This is a genomic window from Sphingomonas sp. ASY06-1R (genome assembly GCF_052180265.1).
Classification (GTDB): Bacteria; Pseudomonadota; Alphaproteobacteria; order Sphingomonadales; family Sphingomonadaceae; genus Sphingomonas_I.
This window is the reverse complement of record NZ_CP197464.1, coordinates 4037550-4057888: the sequence shown is the minus strand read 5'-3', so window position 1 is coordinate 4057888 and position 20339 is coordinate 4037550. Positions and strand designations below refer to the sequence as shown.

Sequence of the window (20339 nt, the reverse complement as noted above, 5' to 3'; positions counted from 1 at the left end):
AATTGGCATCCACGGCTCTTTCGTCGCAGGATCGAATGCATGACGGGGGGCTACGTCTACATCATGACGAACCGACCGAACGGCACGCTCTACGTTGGGGTGACGTCCGATGTCGCGGCGCGGGTCACCCAGCATCGTGCCGGCGAAGGTTCGGATTTCTGCAAACGCTATGATCTGACCAGGCTGGTCCACATCGAACCCTATCCCACGATCCGGGAGGCAATTGCCCGCGAAAAGGCACTCAAGGCCTGGCAGCGCGCCTGGAAACTGCGGCTGATCGCGGCCGCCAACCCCGGTTGGGATGACCTCTACCTAACGCTCAACGCCTGACGCGCACGCCATGGACCCCAGCCTGCGCTGGGGTGACGGTGATCTGTGGGAGCATCCGCCCACAAAACCCGTCATGCCAGTGCAGGCTCGCATCCACGGACCTCGCCACCTCCCCATAACAGGCGGAGGGGACACCACCAATCAGCCGAGGCTCTTCGACACCTGCTCGCCCACATCCTTGGACAGGCCGGGGGTCGCCATGATCCGTTCCAGCTGCGCGCGCATCGCCGCGGCGCGGGTCGGTTCGAAGCGGCGCCAGCGGCCGAGCGCGGCGACCAGGCGGGCGGCGCTTTGCGGGTTCTTGGGATCGACCGCCAGGATCGTGTCGGCCAGGAAGCGGTAGCCGCCGCCGGCCAGATCGTGGAACGCGCGCTGATTGGCGGCGAACGCCCCGGCGAGGGCGCGCATGCGGTTGGGGTTGGTCAGCGTGAAATCGGGATGCTGCATCAATTGCTGCACCACCGCCGGCGTATCGGGGCGCAACGACAGCGCCTGTGCGCTGAACCATTTGTCCAGCACCAGCGCGTCGTCGCGGAAGCGGCGATAAAAGTCCGCCAGCGCCTGTTCCCGCTCTGCCGAATCGCCATTTGCAAGCACGCCCAACGCGCCCTGGCGGTCGGTCATATTGTTGGCGTCGCGGAATTGTTCATAGGCCAGCCGCGCCGCATCGTCAGCCCCGCTGGCCGCGATATAGCCCAAGGCGACGGTGCGCAGGCGGCGCGCGCCTTTGGCACCGGGCGTATATTCGTAGCGATTGGCGCGGTGGGCGGCATAGGCATCGCGCCAGGCGTCGATCATCGTGGTCCCGATCGCGCCGCGCAGCGCGTCGCGGACCTGCGCGATCTTGTCGGGATCGACCTCCGCCAGTTGATCGCCGATCAGCGCCTCCGCCGGCAGCAGCACGGCTTCTGCCTTGAACGCCGCATCCAGCGCAGGATCGGTCAACGTGTTGCGCACGGCGTCCAGCACCGGGCCATGATCGGCCTTGCCCAAGGTCACGCCTGCGATGAGCGTATCGAGCATCAATTGCTGCATCGCTTCATAGCGCGCGAACGGATCGTCATCATGGCCCGACAGGAAGGCAAGCTCGGCCGGCCCGCGATCGCTTTCCAGCACGATCGGCGCGGAAAAGCCGCGATTGATCGACAGGACGGGCTTCTCCGCCAGCCCATCGAACAGCACCTCGCTCTTCGTCGCATCCAGCATGACAAGCTGTTCGCCCGCCAGCGCGCGACCGCTCTTTTCCCCGAGCAGCGCAACGCGCAGCGGGATCGGCATCGCCTGCTTTTCCGGCTGACCCGGCGTCGGCGGTACGAATTGTTCGAGCTTCAGCCGCGCCCGCCCGCCGGGGGCATCATGCTCCAGCGATGCCTTGACCCGCGGCGTGCCCGCCTGGCTGTACCACAAGCGGAACTGGGTGAGATCGGCGCCGGTCGCATCCTCCATCGCCAGCACGAAATCCTCGCAGGTCGCGGCGTGGCCGTCATGGCGATCGAAATAGAGATCGGTGCCGGCACGAAAGCCGTCCTCGCCCAGTATGCTGTGCAGCATGCGGATGATCTCCGCGCCCTTGTTATAGACGGTCGCGGTGTAGAAGTTGGAAATCTCAATATAGGATTCCGGCCGGATCGGATGCGCCAACGGCCCGGAATCCTCCGGGAATTGCGCCGCACGCAGCGCGCGCACATCCTCGATCCGCTTGACTGCGGGCGATCCCTGATCGGCCGAGAATTGCTGATCGCGGAAGACGGTGAAACCTTCCTTCAGCGACAGCTGGAACCAGTCGCGGCAGGTGACGCGGTTGCCCGACCAATTGTGAAAATATTCGTGCGCCACGACGCCGGCAATCGCATCGAAATCCGCATCCGTCGCGGTGTCGGCATCGGCCAGCACATAACGCGAATTGAAGATGTTGAGGCCCTTATTCTCCATCGCGCCGAAGTTGAAATCGCTCACCGCCACGATGTTGAAGATGGCGAGATCATATTCGCGCCCATAAACGCGCTCGTCCCACGCCATCGACGCCTTCAGCGCCTCCATCGCATGATGCGTCTTGGGCAGATCCTCCTCGCGCACCCAGATGCCGAGCGCGATGTCGCGGCCCGACCGCGTGGTGAACGTATCGCGGTTGGCGATCAGATCGCCCGCCACCAGCGCGAACAGATAACAGGGCTTGGGAAAGGGATCGCGCCATAGGGCATAATGGCGCCCGCCGGCGGCATCGCCGCTGTCGACCGGATCGCCATTGGCGAGCAGGATAGGGAAGCGCGTCTTGTCCGCCTCCATCCGCACCGAATAGCGGCTGAGCACGTCGGGCCGATCCGGGAAGAAGGTGATCCGACGAAAGCCCTCCGCCTCGCATTGCGTGCACAACAGCCCGTTGGATTCGTACAGGCCCATCAGCTTGGTGTTGGCGGACGGCGCGATCGCGACGTGCGTTTCGATCAGATGATCGTTGCCGGGCAGATCGATCACCAGATCGGCGCCGTCCATCCGCCAGGCATCCTGCAACGTCGCGCCGTCGATCGTGACGCTGGACGGATGCAGCCCTTCGCCGTTCAGCCGGAGCGGTTGGGTGTGCGCGCCGTTGCGGCGCACGGTCAGCCGGGCGGTGACCAAAGTCTCCTCCGGATCCAGCCGGAAATCCAGCGCCACCTCCGGCACCAGCCAATCGGGCGGGCGATAATCCTCGCGCCGGATCGTGGCGAGCGGGGCGGCGGCAGTGGCAAGGGCGTCCATATCCTGCATCTATGGTGGATGGGGGGCGGATGCCAGCCTTGCGGCTACTGGCCAAAGCGGGCCGGATCGGCCACATCGGACGCATGGCACGTCTTGTCCTGTTCGGCGCCGGCTATACCGGCACCCGCATCGCCGCTGCAGCCGCCGCTGGTGCATTCGTCGTCGATATGTTCGGGCGCGACGCCGCGCCAGAGGCGGTCGAGGCCGCTTTGGCCGGTGCGAGCCACATCCTCTCGACCGCCCCACCCAGTGAGGATGCGGATCCGATCCTCACCCGCTATGGCGAATCGATCCGCCAGGTCGGCTGGATCGGTTATCTGTCGTCGACCGGCGTGTATGGCGATACCGCCGGCGCCTGGACGGACGAGACCGCGGCCCTGACCGGGCGGCGCGGCGGGCGGGTTGCCGCCGATCTCGCCTGGCAGGCGATCGGCGCGCGCATCTTTCGCCTGCCGGGGATTTACGGCCCCGGCCGCAGCGCGATCGATCGGGTGCGCGCGGGTCAGGCGCATCGCATCGACTTGCCCGATCAGGTTTTCTGTCGCGTCCATGTCGACGACATCGTGGCGGGTGTCCTGGCCGCTTTCGATCGCGGCCCCGCCGGCGTTTATAATCTCGCCGACGATCTGCCCGCGCCGCAGAATGATGTGGTCGAATATGGCTGCCGCATGCTCGGGGTGCCGGTGCCGCCGTTGCGCCCGATCGAGGCGCTCAACCTGTCCCCCGCCGCACGCGCCTTCTACGCGGAAAATCGTCGCGTCGCCAATGGCAAGGCCAAGCGCCTGCTGGGCTGGCGCCCGCGTCATCCAACCTTTCGCGAAGGGCTCCGCGCCATCCTTGCCGAGGCCTGACGGCTGTACGCGCAACGGCCGGGGAGTCGTCGGTCGGTGCGCGCACGATCATGCTACGCCCACGGCCGGTGCGGTCGAGTCCTAATCGTCCCGGCACGCCAAAGCGTGGCGCCGCCCGGCCAGATGCCCCCGCATCGGGCCTGCCACGCTTCACCGCGAACAGACCGCGCCGACTTCTCCTTGGCGGCGGCAGCGCCTAGCGTGCAGGCATGACCCCGCTTCCCTCTGTCGACGCCCTCGCGGCGGACGCGATCGCCTTGCTTGCCCGGCTGGTGGCGTTCGACACTACATCGCGCGATTCGAACCTGGCGCTGATCGCATTCGTCGAGGATCGCCTTCGCGCGCTCGGCGTTACGGCCATCCGGGTTCCCAACGCCGATGGCAGCAAGGCCAACCTCTATGCGACGCTTGGCCCCGCCAGCGCGGGCGGCGTCGTGTTGTCCGGCCATACCGACGTCGTTCCGGTGGATGGCCAGCCGTGGACAAGCGATCCGTTTACGCTGACCGAGCGCGACGGCCGCCTCTATGGGCGCGGCACGTGCGACATGAAGGGCTTTCTGGCGCTCGCACTGGCCGGCGCGCCGGTCTTTGCCGAACCGGATCGCCTGACCCGGCCGATCCACCTGGCTTTCTCCTATGACGAGGAAGTCGGCTGCCTTGGCGCGCCGGCGATGATCGCGGAGATTGCGCGCACACTGCCCCGCCCCGCGGCAGTGATCGTGGGCGAGCCGACCAATATGGAGGTGGTGCACGGTCATAAGGGCATCACCTCTTATTATGTAACGGTGACGGGGCATGAGGCCCATTCCAGCCTGACCCACCTGGGTCTGTCCGCCAACATGGCCGCGATCGGCCTGATGCACAGCCTGACCATGATTGCCGCGCGCCTGGAAGACGAAGCCGCCCCGCATTCGCCCTTTATGCCGCCCCATGCGACCCTCACGATCGGGCAGATGCAGGGCGGCACCGCGGTCAATATCCTGGCCCGCCAATGCACGTTCGTGTTCGACCTGCGCTGCCCGCCGGGAACGGACCCCGACACGATCCTGGCACCGTTCCTGGAAGAGACGCGGATCCTGGATGCGGCGATGAAGGCGCGCTTCCCGGACGCTGGCGTGGCCGTGGTCCGCCGCTCACGCACCCCCGCCTTCGCCCCCGAACCCGACGGCGAGGCCGAGCGTATCGCGCGACGTCTGGCAGGCGATAACGGCCCCCCGCGCGTCGTCCCTTATGCCGCCGAGGCCGGGCAATTTCAGGAAGCAGGCTTCTCGACCGTCATCTGCGGTCCGGGATCGATCGAGCAGGCACACCAGCCCAACGAATATGTCGAGCGGGTGCAGATGGAACGCGGCGCCGCCTTCATGCTGCGACTGGCGGAAATGCTGGCCGGCACCCGATAGGGCACCGACGGCAACGCCCCGTACGCCCGGCGCTGTATGCGCAGCGCCGGGTGAGCGCCTAGCCCTGCCTGAGCGCGACCTGCGCCGATGTGGCGGCCGATGCCGATGATTGGGCCCGACCCAGCGAGCCCAATTGCCCCAGCAACATCAGCAGGACCAGCGCGATCGCGACCCACAGCGGCCATCGGATCTTGCGTCCGTCGCCGCGGCTTCGCGTAAGCCAGCGCGAAACGAAAATGCCGATCAGGATGATCGCGCCATAGATCAACAGAAGTGATAGAAGGAAGCCGATCCCGACTCCCGCATTATAGCCCGCTGAATGTTCCAAGCTTCGCCCCTCCATGTTGTGCAGCGACGGCTAGCGGGCAGGCCCCCTGGCGGCAATGATTATGAGGATTTGCTCCTGCGGCTGGCTTTGGTCACGCAGGAAGCTTGTCCGGATTTAGGATAGGGGATCATTCTGGTTAAGCAAATTCACAAAAGAGTCATGGTAAGCTAAGGCTGTGCCAGGAGAATATTGCCATCCGACAAGTTGCTGCCCTTCCTTATAAAACCGACGATGCCGGCGCGGTCAGCGTTCTGCTGATCACCAGCCGCGAAACGCGGCGCTGGGTGCTGCCCAAGGGCAATCCGATCCGCGGCCTCGCCAGCCATGAAGCCGCCGCGCATGAGGCATTCGAGGAAGCGGGCGTCAGCGGCATCGCCTGCCCGACGCCGCTCGGCAAATATCAATATTGGAAGCGGCGGCGCAGCGGGCAGCTGAAGCACGCCACGGTGGCCCTCTTCCCCCTGGCCGTGACGGATCAGGCGGACGAATGGCCGGAGCAGGATGAGCGCGAAACGCAGTGGTTTGACCTGCCCAGTGCGGCCGCCCTGGTGGACGAGCCCGACCTTGGCCTGCTCATCAAGGGGTTTCGGGCGCCGCTGCGCCCCACTGGACGGCGCGATCGGTTGTTGTCATGGGCGCGCAGACAAGGGGAGTATTTGCCGATGTTGCGCTGGTTCCAGGCGCTCATGCCCAAGCAGGGCCGCTTCTTCGATCAGTTCGAAGATCACGCCGCGACGTTGGTCGCCGGCGCCGACGCGCTTGCGCGCCTGCTGCAGGGCGGCCCCGACATCGCCGCGCACGTCAAAGAGATTTACGATCGTGAACATGAGGCCGACGACATCACCCGCGACGTCCTGCAGGACGTGCGCCGCATCCTGATCACGCCGTTTGATCGGACCGCGATCACCGGGCTGATCGCGGCGATGGACGATGCGATCGATCAGATGAACGGCACGGCCAAGGCGATCACCCTGTACGAATTGGCGGAATTCCAGCCGCAGATGCGCGACATGAGCGGGATCATCGTCGAAGCCGCGCGCGTCACCTCCGAAGTGATGCCGCTGCTGCGGTCGATCGGCGACAATGCCACCCGCATCCTGGAACTGACCGCGCGGCTGGTGCAGCTGGAAGGCCATGCCGACGAAATCCACGATGCCGGCCTGAAGACGCTCTACAAGGCGGCGGAGGGCGACGCGAAGCCGATGTCGTTCATCGTCGGCCGCGAAATTTACAGCCATCTGGAACGTGTGGTCGACCGGTTCGAGGACGTCGCCAACGAAGTCCAGGGCCTCGTGCTCGACCACGCCTGAGCCACGCATTTGACGCATCTTGCCCCCTTATTGCTGTTCGGCCTGATCGGCATCGCGCTGCTGTTCGATCTGCTGAACGGATTGCACGACGCCGCCAATTCGATCGCCACGGTCGTCTCCACGCGCGTGCTCAGCCCGCAGGTCGCGGTCCTCTGGGCCGCCTTCTTCAACTTCATCGCCTTTCTGGTGTTCAGCCACAGCGTCGCATCGACCATCGGCAAGGGCACGATCGCGCAGGACGTGATCGACGCGCAGGTCGTGTTCGGGGCGCTGATGGGCGCGATCAGCTGGAATCTGATCACCTGGGGGTTGGGCATCCCTTCCTCGTCCAGTCACGCGTTGATCGGCGGCCTGGTCGGGGCCGGCACCGCCAAGGGCGGCGTCGGCGCGATCGTCTGGTCGGGTGTCGGCAAGACCGTTGCCGCGATTTTCCTCTCGCCGCTGCTGGGCCTGATCCTGGGGCTGGTGATGGTGCTGATCACCAGCTGGGTCTTCGCGCGCCGAACGCCCGCCATGGCGGATGGATTATTCCGCAAATTACAGCTTATCTCCGCCGCCGCTTACTCGCTCGGCCATGGCGGCAACGATGCGCAGAAGACGATGGGGATCATCACCGTCCTGCTCTATTCGCAGGGCATGCTGTCCGGCGAATGGCATATCCCTTTGTGGGTCGTGATCTCCTGCCAGGCCGCGATGGGCATCGGCACGTTGGTGGGCGGCTGGCGGATCGTGCACACGATGGGGTCGAAGATCACGCGGCTGACCCCCCGCCAGGGCTTCTGCGCGGAGACGGGCGGTGCGATCACGCTGTTCCTGGCGACGCTCGGCGGGATTCCGGTGTCGACCACGCACACCATCACCGGCGCGATCGTCGGCGTCGGCGCGGCCCGACGGATGTCGGCGGTGCGCTGGAGCGTCGCCTCCAGCATCGTCGTGGCCTGGTTCGTGACCCTGCCGGCGGCGGCGCTGGTCGGCGCGGCTTTTTACGAGCTGACCCGCCTGTTTTAAAACCTCGACAAAAAAGCCGTTCGTGCAGAGTAGAGACCGAGTAGGCCTGCAAGGCCGTATCGAGGGCTCGTATCGAAGCACGCCATTCCCAGGATCCTTCGATACAGGCCCTCGATACGCTGCTGTGCAGCTACTCGGTCCCTACTCAGGATGAGCGGATGGGCGCTGCGGGCTCCTCTCGCACACGGGATTCACGGCGCGCCCTTGCTGCTGTACGGTGCGCCGCATGACCCCTTTGCTTTCCGTTTCCCGTTCGATCCTCGGCCAGCCCTGGCGGTGGCGCGGGCTGGAGGGCGAGCGGCGGGATGAAGGGTTCGCGCCGGACGATCTGGTGACGCAATTGCTGCTGTCGCGTGGCGTCGCCCGCGATGCTCTGGAACAGCATCGCACCCCCACGATCCGCGGCTTCATGCCGGACCCGTCTATCTTCCGCGACATGGATGTTGCCGCCGATCGCCTGGCAGCAGCGGTGCTGGCGAAAGAAAAGGTCACCGTCTTCGGCGATTATGACGTGGACGGCGCCACCTCCGCCGCGCTGCTGATCCGTTTGTTGCGCGATCTCGGGCTCGATCCGCACGCTTATATCCCGGATCGGCTGATGGAGGGCTATGGTCCCTCGGGCGAGGCGCTCGTGAAGATCGCGCGCGGCGGTGCCCAGCTGATCGTGACGGTCGATTGCGGGGCGCAGGCGTTCGAGGCGCTCGACATGGCGGCGGCCGAGGGTGTCGATGTGATCGTCGTCGATCATCACAAATGCGCCTCCGCTTTGCCCAAGGCGCTGGCGCTGGTGAACCCCAACCGGCTGGACGAGGATGAGGGCGCGGCCCACGGCCACCTCGCCGCCGTCGGCGTGGCCTTCCTGCTCGGCGCGGCCCTGATCCGCACGCTGCGTGCGCGCGGCTGGTTCGACGGCCGGCCCGAACCGCGGCTGATCGATCTGCTCGATCTGGTCGCCCTGGGCACGGTCGCCGATGTCGCCCAACTCAAGGGCCTCAATCGCGCCTTTGTGGCGCAAGGGCTGAAAGTGATGGCACAGGGGCGCAATATCGGCCTGGCCGCGCTCTCCCGCGCCGCCGGGCTGGTCAAAGCGGTGACCTGCACCGATCTGGGCTTCGCGCTTGGCCCGCGCATCAATGCGGGCGGACGCGTCGGCAAGGCCGATCTGGGCGTGCGCCTGCTCACCACCACCAGCGAAAGCGAAGCAGAGCAGATTGCGGCCGAGCTCGACCGGCTGAACGGGGAGCGCCGCGCGATCGAAAGCGCGGTGACCGAAGCGGCCGAGGCGATGGTGCAGCATCAGGGCAATCGCGCGGTGGTGGTCGTCGCGGGCGAAGGCTGGCATCCGGGCGTGATCGGCATCGTTGCCGGTCGGCTCAAGGAAAAGCTGGGCCGGCCGGCCATCGTCATCGCACTGGACGAACAGGGCGTCGGCAAAGGCTCCGGTCGCTCGATCAGCGGGGTCGATCTGGGCGCGGCGGTGCTGGCGGCCAAGGATATGGGCCTGCTGGTGGCGGGCGGCGGCCATGCCATGGCGGCGGGACTCACCATCGCCGCCGATCGGATCGACGCCTTCGCCGATTTCCTGGATGCGCGCCTGGCCGAGGGCGTCGCCCGCGCGCGCGAGGATCGGGCACTGCTGCTCGACGCGGTGCTCAGCTGCGGCGGCGTCGCGCCGGCACTGGTGGAAGCGCTGGAGGCGGGCGGCCCCTATGGCGCCGGCTGGCCCAGCCCGCGCGTGGCCGCCGGCCCCGTCCGCGTCATCAAATGCGACATCGTCGGTAACGGCCATGTCCGCGCGGTCGTCGCCGGCGAGGATGGCAAATCGATCAAGACCATCGCCTTCCGCCAGGCCGACAGCGAACTGGGCCAGGCGCTGCTGGGCGCAGGCCCGCACCGGCGCCTGTGGCTGGCCGGGCGCGCCCGAATCGACCTGTGGAACGGCGGATCCCAGGCCGAATTGCACATTGATGACGCCGCCTGGGCAGATTGATCGCACAAGAAGCGCTTGTCACGATTGACCTCTTTGTCTTCGCCCCCTAAGCGGACGCCCGGATGGCCCCTTCGTCTAGCGGTCTAGGACGCGGCCCTTTCACGGCTGAAACACGGGTTCGATTCCCGTAGGGGTCACCATCCACTGTCGAACAGGACAGTGCCCCCCACATGCGACACGCATATTCATCGTCACCCCAGCACAGGATGGGGTCCATGGCGCGTGCCGCGGGCGATGGCGATCAGGGTGCAGTCCGCGCTGGCAGCATGGCCGGCCCGGTCCACTTGGCCGGCGCGCCGCGTGCCGCCGGTAGAACGGCGGCGCTGACCGGTCTGCGCTTCGCCTGCGAAACGTTGCTCCGGGCGCGCCAGCTCGACCGGTCGTGCCCGGCGGGGATCAGCTCCGCACATTCAGGTCGATATGCACCCGGATGGCGTCATGCCGCCAATATTCATGGTCATATTCCACCACGCGGCCGTCCTCGGCCAAGCTGGTGCGCACCACCAGCAGGCCGGGGGTGCCGGGCTTCACGCCCAGCGCCTCGGCTGCGAACTTCACCAGCGCGCAGGGGCGCATGTCCACCCGGTTGCGCGCGACCTTCAGATCATAATGCTGTGTCAGGATCTGCGTGAGCGATCCGTCGAGCGAATGATCCAGCAGGCCGGGCGCCAGCGCGGGATCGACCGTGATCCGTTCCACCAGCACCGCGCGCCCGTCAATCGATCGGCGTCGCGTGATCAGGTGCAGCGGCGTCCCCGGCGCGACCCGGAAAATATCGGCCACCGCGGATATGGCCGGGACCAGTTCCTTGGTCAGCGTTTCGGTCGACGGCGTCCGCCCCTGTTCCGCGACATAGGACATGAAGCCCGCCCAGCGCGTCGGATCATAGGTGATGGCGGGCGGTGAGACATACCAGCCGCTGCGATCGCGGCGGTAGATCAGCCCTTCCGCCTCCAGCTGGAACAGCGCTTCCCGGATCGTGCCGCGCGCCGTGCCCGATCCGGTCTGCAACTGGCGTTCGGACGGCAGGCGCGTTCCCGCCGGCAACCGTCCCATCTCGATCCCGCGCGCAATCTGGTCGCGCAGCGCCAGATATTGCGGCCCCTGGCCCGGGGTCGATCGGACGCGCAGCAATCCTTCCAGCTCGTCCTGCGTCAGCATGTGCATCCCCCTGTGCCTCATAACCGCATGACATTCGCGCAAGTTGCGGGTCAAGGCAGCCACCGCTGCCATACGACTCACGCCATTACGGATTGAAGCGGTCAGGCCCGCGCGAAACTCCGCTGCACCAGCCCGGTCAGCAGATCGCGATAGGAGGTGAGATCCGGCACCGCCCAATCCGGCCGCTTGCCGTCATCGTCGTAGCGACGCAGCCGGATCGCGGCGGCAAAATAGCGATGGTTCGCAAAGGCTTCGGCCTCGGCCGGGTCCATCGGGCCGCCCTGCAGCGCCAGGCTGATCGTCGAGGCGCGGCTCAATTGCCCCTGATAGGCGGCGTCGACCGCGCACAGATAGCGTTTGGCATCGACATGCAGGCGCACCGGCATGGCCAAGTCGTCGCCGAACATGCGCGACAGGATATCATAGCCGATCGCTTCGTGGCGTGCGTCGCGGCCATGCCGTTCCGCCGCATGGCCGGCATCGTCGATCAACTGGCCGACATCGTGCAGCAGCGCCGCCGCGATGATCGCGGGCGCTGCGCCATCCCGCCGCGCCAGCTCCGCGCATTGCAGCGCGTGCTGCAGCTGGGAAATATCCTCGCCATAGGCATCCTGGCCGTGCCGCTCGAACAGGCCGAAAATCATGTCGATCGGTGCGGTCGCCATCGTCATTCCCTGTGCTGACAGTCGCAACGCCCGGCTCTCACTGCGGACGCCCAGCACTGTCGTGAACTTGTAGTCATTCTGGACTAGACCACATGTCGTAAAGTGGCATTAGCGGCATGACGGCCGCAAGGAAAGGGCCAAGCATGAGGGGAAAGACCCGCCGCGATCTGCTGCGGTTCGGCGGCGCGGGGATTGCCGGCGGCATGATGCCGGGCCTGATCGAACGCGCGCTGGCGATACCGGCGCACCAACGGGCCGGCACGCTGCAGGACGTCGCCCATATCGTCGTCTTCATGCAGGAGAATCGATCGTTCGATCACTATCTCGGCAGGCTCAATGGCGTGCGCGGTCTGGGCGATCCGCGCCCGTTGCGGCTGGCGGGCGGCCACACGGTCTGGGCGCAACCCTCGACCCAGCATCGCGATGGCTTCGTCCTGCCCTATCATGGCGATTCCAGGGTGGCGCGCGCGTTCAAGGTGGATGGGGCGGACCAGTCGCACCACCAGAATATCCATATCTTCAACCGCGGCCTTTATGATCGCTGGGGCCAGAGCGGCGAATTGCACAATCGCATGCTCCATTACGGGCCTGGCGACCTGCCTTTTTATTATGCGCTGGCGGACGCCTTCACCGTCTGCGACGCCTATCACTGCTCGACGCTGACGCAGACCTATCCCAACCGCCTGCACCTGTTCACCGGCTGCAATGGCGGCGGCACGGTCGGCGGCGACCCGCAGATGCAGAATCTGGGCGAGGACGAAACGCCCAGCGCGAACATGCTGGAAGACAAGGCGCTTCCCACCGGCGCCTATCCCTGGACGACCTATGCCGAGCGGTTGCAGGCCGCCGGCATCGCTTGGAAAGTCTATCAGGAATACGATAATTTCGGCGACAATCTGCTGTCCGTCTTCCCCGCCTTTCGCCCCTGTCCGCCGGATTCGCCGCTCTATCGCCGCGGCCGATCCTGGGTCAGCGAGGACAGGACCGGCCCGGATCGCACCCGATCCGACGGGCAGCAACTGGTGGCCGCCTTCCGCCGCGACATCGAACGCGGCCAGCTTCCCCAAATATCCTGGATCGTCACCGCCGCCGATCTGTCCGAGCATCCCACCGCGGAGCCGGCGAAGGGCGAACATATCGCCGCCCGGTTGATCGAAGCGCTGGTCGATCATCCGGACGTGTTCGCGAAGACCATCTTCATCGTGAATTACGATGAAGCCGGCGGCTTCTTCGATCACGCGCCCCCGCCCGTGCCGCCGGTCGGCGCCTATCGCGGCCACAGCACGGTGTCGCTCGCCGGCGAGACGAAGGACTATCGCGGCCAGACGGTGGCGGATCCGGGCGTACATCCGATCGGCCTGGGCGTGCGCGTGCCGGCCATCATGGTGTCCCCCTGGAGCCGCGGCGGGGCGGTCTGTTCGCAATTGTTCGACCACACGTCCGTGATCCGCCTGATGGAGGCCCGCTTCGGGGTGCGCGAGCCGAACATCAGCGCCTGGCGCCGATCGATCTGCGGCGATCTGCAATCGGCCTTCGATTTCACCCGCCCGGCGGCCCCGCAAGACACCGTCCGCCTGCCCTCAACCGACGATTTCCAGGCGCGGGTCGCACGGTCGCAAGCGGGCACCGCGCTTGTCATCCCCGCCGTTCAGGCCCCGACCGCGCAGATGGCGGGCCAGCGCCCGCATCGGCCGCTGCCCTACGCCTTCGACGTGATCGCCGGCCGCACGGCGGACGGGCGGTTCCAGATCGAGATGGTGAATAGCGGCCGCACCGGCGCCACCTTCACCGTCCACGACAATCGCGACATGCAGGCGCCGTTTCATTACACGATTGGCGCGGGCGATCGCTTTGCCAGTCAGCAATGGCACGATGCCGGTCCGCTGCCCGCCTACGATCTGACGCTGCGTGGTCCCAACGGCTATTGGCGTCGCTATGCCGACGCGCTCGGCCCGGCCGCCACCCCCGCGGAGGTGCAGTTGACCGCCCGACCGGATATGGCTGCGGTGACGCTGGCGCTGCGCAATGACGGCCCGGCCCCGCTCGTCTTTCTGGTCGTGCTGGATCCCCGCTATCCCGCCCACAGCGCGCCCGCCGTCCATGTGCCGGTCGCGCCGGGCCGAACGGTCGAGCAATTGTGGCGGCTGGGGCCAAGCGACAATTGGTACGATCTGACCGTCACCACGGAGGCGCATCCCGATTTCCTGCGCCGCTTCGCCGGCAAGGTGGACGATGGCCGGCTCGGGCGCACCGATCCCGGCATCGGCGCCATGCAGACCCGGATCTGATGCGCACCCGCTGCGCCGCCGCCTTGCTCCTGATCTGCGCGGCGACGGGGCCGGCGCCGGCGGACTCGCTTTATCTTGCTCCGGCGATGGTGCCGGACGGGCTGCGCATCCTGCCGCCACCGCCCGCGCCAGGCAGCCCGGCGCAACGGGCCGATCGTGCGATCTTCGCCGCCACGCGCCGGCTGCGCGATACGCCCCGCTGGCGGATCGCGACCGCGGATGTCACCAACGCGCCGCTCGACCGTTACGCCTGCGCAATCGATCGGCACCTGACGCCCTCGATTGCACCGGCTTTGGCGCATCTGCTCGATACGATCGGCACCGGCGCGATCGTCGATCCGGTGAAGACCCATTATCACGTGCCGCGGCCCTATCTCGGCACGCGCGCGCCGATATGCCAGCCACGCACCGCGCATCTTGCGGCCAATGGCGATTATCCGTCCGGCCATGCCGCCAATGGCTGGCTGGAAGGCCTCGTCCTCGCCCAACTCTTCCCCCACCGCGCCACCGCCATCCTCGCCCGGGCGCGCGCTTATGGCGAAAGTCGCGTCATATGCGGCGTCCATTCCGCCAGCGCGGTCACCGCGGGCTGGCTGGCCGGATCGGTAACCTTCGCCGCGCTCCAGGCCAGTCCGCGCTACCGGCAGGACCTGGATGCGGCGGCACGGGAGCTGGCCGCACGGCCGGTGTCCGGCACGGCCCCCAACGCGCGGCAATGCCGGATCGAAGCGGCCGCACTTGCCCCGCGCCCCTTCTAGCCGTCACAAAAGCTTCGCGTGACTGGTCCATACCAGCGCGATGGCCACCACTGCCGCATCCAGCACACCCAACCGCGCCTTACCCTTGTTCATGGGCGGGGTCGCCGCGTTCGGCGCCTATTTCGCCATGTACGCGTTTCGCAAGCCGCTCACCGCGGCGACCTATGTCGACATTGGCGGCTGGCATCACGCCATCGACTTTAAGACGATGCTCGTGATCGCGCAGGTCTGCGGCTACGCCTTGTCGAAATGGATCGGCATCCGCGTGATCGCGGAATTCGGGCGCACCGGACGCTCGACCGCCATCCTCGGTCTGATCGGGACGGCCTGGCTCGCGCTCGTCCTGTTCGCGCTCGTCCCGCCGCCGTGGAACATCGCCTGCATCTTCTTCAACGGCCTTCCGCTCGGCATGATCTGGGGCCTGGTTTTCTCCTATATCGAAGGGCGCCGCGTCTCCGAAGCGCTGGGCTCGATGCTGTGCGCCAGCTTCATCCTGTCGTCGGGCGTGGTGAAATCGGTGGCGACCTTGCTGCTGCACGGTGGCATCCCGGAATTGTGGATGCCCGCCGCCACCGGCCTGGTGTTCGCGCCGCTCTTGTTGATATCGCTCTGGTATCTGGATGGGCTCCCGCCGCCGGACGCGCGCGACGAAGCCGAACGCACGATGCGCGTACCGATGGACCGCGCCGATCGCGCTGCGTTCCTGCGCCGCCATGGGCTACCGATCGTGCTGCTGGTGATCGGCTATGTGTTGCTCACCGCCATTCGCGATTTGCGCGATAATTTCGCCGTCGAACTATGGACCGCGATGGGGTTTGGCGGCGTCGCATCGGTCTTTTCCGCCAGCGAAGTACCGGTCGCGGCGATCGCACTCGGCGGCCTCGCTGCGATCATGCTGGTGCGGGACAATCGCCATGCCCTGCTTGCCATGCATGGCGCGATCATCGTCGGCGCCATGTTGCTGGGCCTGTCGACGCTGGCCTTCCAGTTCGGCCTGCTCGCGCCGCTATCGTGGATGATCCTGACCGGCGCGGGCCTGTACCTGGCCTATACGCCGTTCAACGCGATGCTGTTCGATCGGATGATCGCGACGATTGGCACCGCCGGCAATGCCGGGTTCCTGATCTATATCGCCGATTCCTGCGGCTATGCAGGCAGCGTCGGCCTGCTCCTCTATCGCAGCATCGCCGCCCCGGCGATGAACTGGCTCTCCTTCTTCATCTCCTGCTCCTATCTGACCGCGATCGTGGTCACGCTGCTGACGTTGCTGTCGGCGCTGATGTTCCTGCCCCGTCGCCGTGCCGTCCATGTCCCGGCATGACCTGATCGTCATTGGCGGCGGCATTGTCGGCCTGGCCCACGCGCTGGCCGCCGCACGACGCGGCAAAAGCGTGCTGGTGCTGGAACGCGATGCCCAGGCCAATGGGGCCTCCATCCGCAATTTCGGTTTCGTGACCGTCACCGGCCAGGAACGCGGCCGCGTGTGGGCGCTGGCGCATCGCAGCGCCGCGGTGTGGCGCGAGGTCGCCCCGCCCGCCGGTATCGACATCGTGCAGCAGGGCCTGGTCCTGGTCGCCCAACGCCCGGAGGCGGCCACACTGATCGACGCCTTTCTGGAGACGGAGATGGGGCGTCAGTGCGATCCGCTCGGCCCGACCGAGCTGGCCGAACGATGGCCGATGCTGCGCAATGCCCGGTCCGGGCTGTACAGCCCGCACGAGCTTCGGGTCGAGTCGCGCACCGCCATCCCCAGGCTGGCGCAATGGCTCGCCACCACGCTGCCGGTGGAGATACGTCATGGCGTGACGGTGCAGGCGATCGACACTGGCCGCATCGATTCCACGGCCGGACGGCTGGAGGCCGACGCGATCATCGTCTGCCCGGGCGATGAGGGGGCGGCGCTCTATCCGGATCTCTTCGCGCAGGCCGGGATCACGCGCTGCAAATTGCAGATGTTGCGGCTCGCGGCGCCATCGTGGCGCAGTGCGACACCGGTGATGAGCGACCTCAGCATGGTCCGCTATCTTGGCTATGCGGCCTTGCCCGAGGCGACGGCCTTGCGCGTCCGGCTGGAGCAGGAAGCGGCGGTCGCGCTGGCCCACGGCATTCACCTGATCGTCGTGCAGGCGGCCGACGGCACGTTGGTGGTGGGCGACAGCCATCATTATGCCGCCACGCCCGATCCGTTCGCCTCCGCCGCGGTCGAGCAAGCGATCCTCGACGCCTATGCCGACGTGCTTGGCCCGCCCCCGCCGGTGCTGGAGCGGTGGACGGGCACCTATGCCGCCGCATCCTCCCACCATCTGGTGCATCCCGTCGCCGACGGCGTGCGCCTGGTCGTGGTGACCAGCGGCACCGGCGCATCGACCGCCTTCGCGCTTGCCGAGGACGTGATCGCCGATCTTTTTGGAGGAGGAAGCGCGTGGCCCGATTGAAGGCGGTGGTGTTCGATTGGGCGGGGACGATGATCGACTTCGGGTCGAGAGCGCCGGTGGTGGCGCTGTGCACGCTGTTCGCGCACGCCGGCGTTCCGATCGACGAGGCGGAAGCGCGCCGCGACATGGGCCTCGCCAAGAAGGATCATATCCGCGCGATCCTGGGCCAGCCGCGCATCGCCGGCGCGTGGCACGAGCGAACCGGCGGTGTTTGGTGCGAGGATGATGTGGCCGACCTGTTCGATCGGATCGGACCGCTCATGGGCGAGGCTGCCCGCGATTGCGCGCTTCTCATTCCCGGGGCGGCGGACATTGCGCAGCGACTGCAGGCCGCGGGCGTCCGGCTGGGATCGTGCACGGGCTATTCGCGCGAGATGATGACCGGGATTCTGCCGCGCGCGGCGGACCAAGGCTATCGGCCCGACGCGCTGGTGTGTGCCGGGGAAACCATCGAAGGGCGGCCATCCCCGCTCATGCTGTGGAAGAATCTGGTCGAATTGGGCGTCTGGCCGCTGGAGGCGTGCGTCAAGGTGGACGATGCCGAAGTGGGCATCCAGGAAGGTCGCGCGGCCGGCGTCTGGACAATAGGCGTCGCCGCCAGCGGCAATGCCATCGGCCTCTCCCAGGAAGCTCTGGCGGCGCTGGCACCCGAAGACCGCGCCGGCCGGATCGCGCAGGCCAGCCAGCGTCTCCGCGATGCCGGCGCCCATGCGGTGATCGCGACCGTCGCCGATCTGCCGGACGCGCTGGCGACGCTCCCCCTCGATCCGGTTTTCTGACACCCGCAACGCCTGCGGGCGTCAGGCGATCTGGAGCGGTCCGGGGCCGCCGGCTGCGGGATCGGAAAAGGACGGCTTCCCGTCCTCCAAATGGCCCGCCATCCGCCAGATCTGGTTGGCCGTGGCGAATTGGCGGTCGTACCAGCCATGGCTGGCGGCAAGGTTCAGCCGGATATGGCGGCGCTGCCCGCCGGACAGGGTGATCGTTTCGGGCGCCCCGCCATATGCACGGTCGGTCATGACGATCGATTGCGGCTGCGCGCTGAGATTTTCGATCAGCAGCGCCATGGTCGCGCTTTTGCCGTCCGCCGCGACGGCGAACACGTCGCTGCGCCCGACCAGCCGGCGATGAAAGCCATTCGGGCCGACGACGAACAGGTCATGCGTCTGATCGGCATCCAGCGCATGCGCCAGTTCCCGTCCGGCCGCGACCGTATAGCGGGCCGGCTCCTGATCCAGCCGGCGGACATCATAGACATGGAAGACGGCGGCACGTTCGGCAGACTGGTTGGAGAAGAGCAAAGCGCGCGCATTCCCCGTCATCTGAAGCCGGGCGTCGAGCCGATAGGGCGTCGGCCGGCGGCGACGCAGGCCGGTTTCCTGGACGGGTGCCGCCACCCGGCCCGGTAGCGGCGGCGCCACCTCCACCAATGCCGCCGCGCGCGCCGACAGGTCGGCGGTCGCCGGCAAGCTGGCCATGAAGTCGACCGTGTCGGGTGCGGCGAAATCGAAGCAGGACGTCAGGTCGCCGCACACCGCGCGTCGCCAGGCACTGATATTGGGTTCGTGCACCCCGAACCGCGCCTCCAGGAAGCGCAGGATGCTGGTATGGTCGAACAGTTCGGAAGCGACATGCCCACCCCGGCTCCAGGGCGAGACGACATAGAGCGGAACGCGCATGCCCAGGCCATAGGGGCGCCCGAGATACGGCGCGTCCTCGGCACCCTGGGAATGCGCATGATATTCGTCGTCTGCCGGAATGTCGGTTGCGCCCAGCATCCGCCCCGCCACCCGCGCCGGTGGCGCAGCCGGCGGCACATGATCGAACAGGCCGTCATTCTCGTCGAAATTGATGAGCAACACGGTCCGCGACCAAACCTCCGGATTGGCGGTCAGCGCGTCCAGCACGCGCGCGGTATAATCGGCGCCCTGCAGCGGCGTCGATGCGCTGGGATGTTCGGAATAGGACGCCGGCGCGACGATCCACGACACTTCCGGCAGACGGCGATCCATGACGTCCTGCTTCAACGCCTCCAGCGATCGCGTCGCCAGCGTGCGGCGGGCCAGCAGCGCCGCCGCGTCCGTCGATCCGCCTTGGGCTTGCCGATAGCGCCGAAAACCGACCAGCGGATTATCGGAGAAATTGTCCGCCATATCCTGATAGATCTGGAAGCCGATCCCGGCCGCCATCAGCCGTTCGGGATAGGTCGTCCACAGATAGCCGCCATGATGGCGCGGATCGACATCCAGGCTGTCATAGCCATTGTCGATCGCGGGTCCGTTGCCCTTGCCCAGCGGATCGTGCGTCCCGCTCCAGATGTAGAGCCGGTTGGGATTGGTGCACAGGTGCATCGCGCAATGATAGGCGTCGCACAGCGTGAAGGCTTCGGCGAGGCCATATTGAAATGGCAGGTCCGCGCGGGTGAAATGCGCCATCGCATGATTGTGCTTGGATCGCGGCCACGCCCCCATCCGGCCATTGTCCCACGCCGCCTGGCTGTCGCTGAATCCATGCGGCGTGCCGTGCGGGCGATACATTCGGAAATCTTCGGACGTATTCAGACGGAAGGGGGCTAGCAGCGCCGGATCTGCCCCGGAATGTTCGTTCGGCTGCACCAGCACCGTGCGCGCCGGCGCACCGGGAAGCGGCGGCGCCGGAATGGCGAAGCGATCGCCATAGCCCTGCACCCCGCGCATCGTGCCGAAATAATGATCGAAGGCGCGATTCTCCTGCGTCAGGATCACGACATGGCCGACATCCTGCAACGTGCCGGTGCGACGATAAGCAGGAATATCCAGCGCCCGCGCGATCGCCGGCGTGAATGCCGCTGCCGTACCCGCCGCCGCCATGAGATTGCGAATGAAGCTGCGGCGATCCTGCAACGGCACCATGGGTCTACGCTCCGTACCAAGGCGACGAGTCCAGCATGGGGCTTCAGTCTGGATCGCCCACGATCTTATGGTCTAGACCATGTATATTGCGATTCCGCGACGCTCCCGTGCCGACGTCAGCCGTTTCGTCCCAGAGCCGGCTGACCGCCGAAAATGGACCTTTCGTCCCCGCTGTCACAGATGTG

Annotated in this window: 16 protein-coding genes and 1 tRNA gene; 12 read left to right on the top strand and 5 right to left on the bottom strand. The window is 66.8% G+C overall.

The genetic code is table 11. From position 1 onward, the window contains the following. The first annotated feature begins 39 nt into the window (after positions 1-39). Positions 40-330, top strand: coding sequence for a GIY-YIG nuclease family protein (locus ACSBM8_RS19155; RefSeq protein WP_442679577.1), 291 nt, complete (start codon positions 40-42; stop codon positions 328-330). 141 nt (positions 331-471) lie between these two features. Here ACSBM8_RS19155 and pepN read toward each other — a convergent pair whose 3' ends face one another. After that, positions 472-3069 carry an aminopeptidase N gene (gene pepN / locus ACSBM8_RS19150; protein WP_442679576.1) on the bottom strand — a complete coding sequence of 866 codons (2598 nt, stop codon included), beginning with the start codon at positions 3067-3069 and terminating at the stop codon, positions 472-474. An 83-nt stretch (positions 3070-3152) separates the two neighbouring features. Here pepN and ACSBM8_RS19145 point away from each other — a divergent pair, with 83 nt between their 5' ends. Both ACSBM8_RS19145 and argE read left to right on the top strand, forming a co-directional pair. Then, the gene (locus ACSBM8_RS19145; protein ID WP_442681648.1) at positions 3153-3920 is read left to right on the top strand and encodes an SDR family NAD(P)-dependent oxidoreductase; all 768 of its coding nucleotides are present in this window, start codon (positions 3153-3155) and stop codon (positions 3918-3920) included. Between the two features lie 209 nt (positions 3921-4129). Next, a complete protein-coding gene (gene argE, locus ACSBM8_RS19140) occupies positions 4130-5320 on the top strand; it encodes an acetylornithine deacetylase (RefSeq protein WP_442679575.1) in 1191 nt (396 codons plus the stop codon). Positions 5321-5378: 58 nt separating this feature from the next. Here the strand turns inward: argE and ACSBM8_RS19135 are convergent, their stop codons facing one another. Next, positions 5379-5648 carry a hypothetical protein gene (locus tag ACSBM8_RS19135; RefSeq protein ID WP_442679574.1) on the bottom strand — a complete coding sequence of 90 codons (270 nt, stop codon included), beginning with the start codon at positions 5646-5648 and terminating at the stop codon, positions 5379-5381. A gap of 194 nt (positions 5649-5842) precedes the next feature. On the opposite strand from ACSBM8_RS19135, the gene ACSBM8_RS19130 reads away from it, so the two are divergent. From ACSBM8_RS19130 to ACSBM8_RS19115, 4 genes are all read left to right on the top strand, one after another. Further along, on the top strand, positions 5843-6958 hold the full coding sequence (locus ACSBM8_RS19130; protein ID WP_442681647.1) for a DUF47 family protein: 1116 nt from the start codon (positions 5843-5845) through the stop codon (positions 6956-6958). Positions 6959-6967: 9 nt separating this feature from the next. Continuing rightward, a complete protein-coding gene (locus ACSBM8_RS19125) occupies positions 6968-7966 on the top strand; it encodes an anion permease (protein ID WP_442679573.1) in 999 nt (332 codons plus the stop codon). 226 nt (positions 7967-8192) lie between these two features. Beyond that, positions 8193-9956 carry a single-stranded-DNA-specific exonuclease RecJ gene (gene recJ / locus ACSBM8_RS19120; protein WP_442679572.1) on the top strand — a complete coding sequence of 588 codons (1764 nt, stop codon included), beginning with the start codon at positions 8193-8195 and terminating at the stop codon, positions 9954-9956. Between the two features lie 64 nt (positions 9957-10020). Beyond that, positions 10021-10096: transfer RNA gene (locus tag ACSBM8_RS19115), tRNA-Glu, on the top strand. A 256-nt stretch (positions 10097-10352) separates the two neighbouring features. Here the strand turns inward: ACSBM8_RS19115 and ACSBM8_RS19110 are convergent. Both ACSBM8_RS19110 and ACSBM8_RS19105 read right to left on the bottom strand, forming a co-directional pair. Beyond that, on the bottom strand, positions 10353-11117 hold the full coding sequence (locus ACSBM8_RS19110) for a UTRA domain-containing protein (protein WP_442679571.1): 765 nt from the start codon (positions 11115-11117) through the stop codon (positions 10353-10355). Between the two features lie 101 nt (positions 11118-11218). Then, positions 11219-11782: a phosphonate degradation HD-domain oxygenase gene (locus ACSBM8_RS19105; RefSeq protein ID WP_442679570.1), complete on the bottom strand. Its 564-nt coding sequence runs from the start codon at positions 11780-11782 to the stop codon at positions 11219-11221. 143 nt (positions 11783-11925) lie between these two features. Between ACSBM8_RS19105 and ACSBM8_RS19100 the strand changes: the two genes are divergently transcribed. The 5 genes from ACSBM8_RS19100 to phnX are packed head-to-tail and all read left to right on the top strand — an operon-like array spanning position 11926 to position 18042. Next, positions 11926-14070, top strand: a complete 2145-nt coding sequence (locus tag ACSBM8_RS19100) for a phosphocholine-specific phospholipase C (protein ID WP_442679569.1) — start codon at positions 11926-11928, stop codon at positions 14068-14070. Next, positions 14070-14828 (top strand): acid phosphatase, encoded by a 759-nt coding sequence (locus ACSBM8_RS19095; RefSeq protein WP_442679568.1) that lies wholly within the window; start codon positions 14070-14072, stop codon positions 14826-14828. Before ACSBM8_RS19100 ends, ACSBM8_RS19095 begins: the two co-directional genes overlap by 1 nt. A gap of 40 nt (positions 14829-14868) precedes the next feature. After that, positions 14869-16149 carry a DUF5690 family protein gene (locus tag ACSBM8_RS19090; protein WP_442679567.1) on the top strand — a complete coding sequence of 427 codons (1281 nt, stop codon included), beginning with the start codon at positions 14869-14871 and terminating at the stop codon, positions 16147-16149. Then, complete coding sequence (locus ACSBM8_RS19085) at positions 16136-17263, top strand: TIGR03364 family FAD-dependent oxidoreductase (RefSeq protein ID WP_442679566.1); 1128 nt, start codon at positions 16136-16138, stop codon at positions 17261-17263. Before ACSBM8_RS19090 ends, ACSBM8_RS19085 begins: the two co-directional genes overlap by 14 nt. Continuing rightward, complete coding sequence (gene phnX / locus ACSBM8_RS19080) at positions 17251-18042, top strand: phosphonoacetaldehyde hydrolase (protein WP_442679565.1); 792 nt, start codon at positions 17251-17253, stop codon at positions 18040-18042. The genes ACSBM8_RS19085 and phnX overlap by 13 nt, the downstream gene beginning before the upstream one ends. Before the next feature lie 21 nt (positions 18043-18063). Here phnX and ACSBM8_RS19075 read toward each other — a convergent pair whose 3' ends face one another. After that, positions 18064-20154 carry a phosphocholine-specific phospholipase C gene (locus tag ACSBM8_RS19075; protein ID WP_442679564.1) on the bottom strand — a complete coding sequence of 697 codons (2091 nt, stop codon included), beginning with the start codon at positions 20152-20154 and terminating at the stop codon, positions 18064-18066. Positions 20155-20339: the final 185 nt, after the last annotated feature.

Coding starts and splice junctions, on each gene's coding strand:
- ACSBM8_RS19095 (WP_442679568.1), top strand. CDS start 14,070: ATGCGCACCCGCTGCGCCGCCGCCTTGCTCCTGATCTGCGCGGCGACG.
- pepN (WP_442679576.1), bottom strand. CDS start 3,069: ATGGACGCCCTTGCCACTGCCGCCGCCCCGCTCGCCACGATCCGGCGC.
- ACSBM8_RS19145 (WP_442681648.1), top strand. CDS start 3,153: ATGGCACGTCTTGTCCTGTTCGGCGCCGGCTATACCGGCACCCGCATC.
- ACSBM8_RS19090 (WP_442679567.1), top strand. CDS start 14,869: ATGGCCACCACTGCCGCATCCAGCACACCCAACCGCGCCTTACCCTTG.
- ACSBM8_RS19100 (WP_442679569.1), top strand. CDS start 11,926: ATGAGGGGAAAGACCCGCCGCGATCTGCTGCGGTTCGGCGGCGCGGGG.
- ACSBM8_RS19110 (WP_442679571.1), bottom strand. CDS start 11,117: ATGCTGACGCAGGACGAGCTGGAAGGATTGCTGCGCGTCCGATCGACC.
- ACSBM8_RS19085 (WP_442679566.1), top strand. CDS start 16,136: ATGTCCCGGCATGACCTGATCGTCATTGGCGGCGGCATTGTCGGCCTG.
- recJ (WP_442679572.1), top strand. CDS start 8,193: ATGACCCCTTTGCTTTCCGTTTCCCGTTCGATCCTCGGCCAGCCCTGG.
- ACSBM8_RS19105 (WP_442679570.1), bottom strand. CDS start 11,782: ATGGCGACCGCACCGATCGACATGATTTTCGGCCTGTTCGAGCGGCAC.
- ACSBM8_RS19075 (WP_442679564.1), bottom strand. CDS start 20,154: ATGGTGCCGTTGCAGGATCGCCGCAGCTTCATTCGCAATCTCATGGCG.
- argE (WP_442679575.1), top strand. CDS start 4,130: ATGACCCCGCTTCCCTCTGTCGACGCCCTCGCGGCGGACGCGATCGCC.
- ACSBM8_RS19155 (WP_442679577.1), top strand. CDS start 40: ATGACGGGGGGCTACGTCTACATCATGACGAACCGACCGAACGGCACG.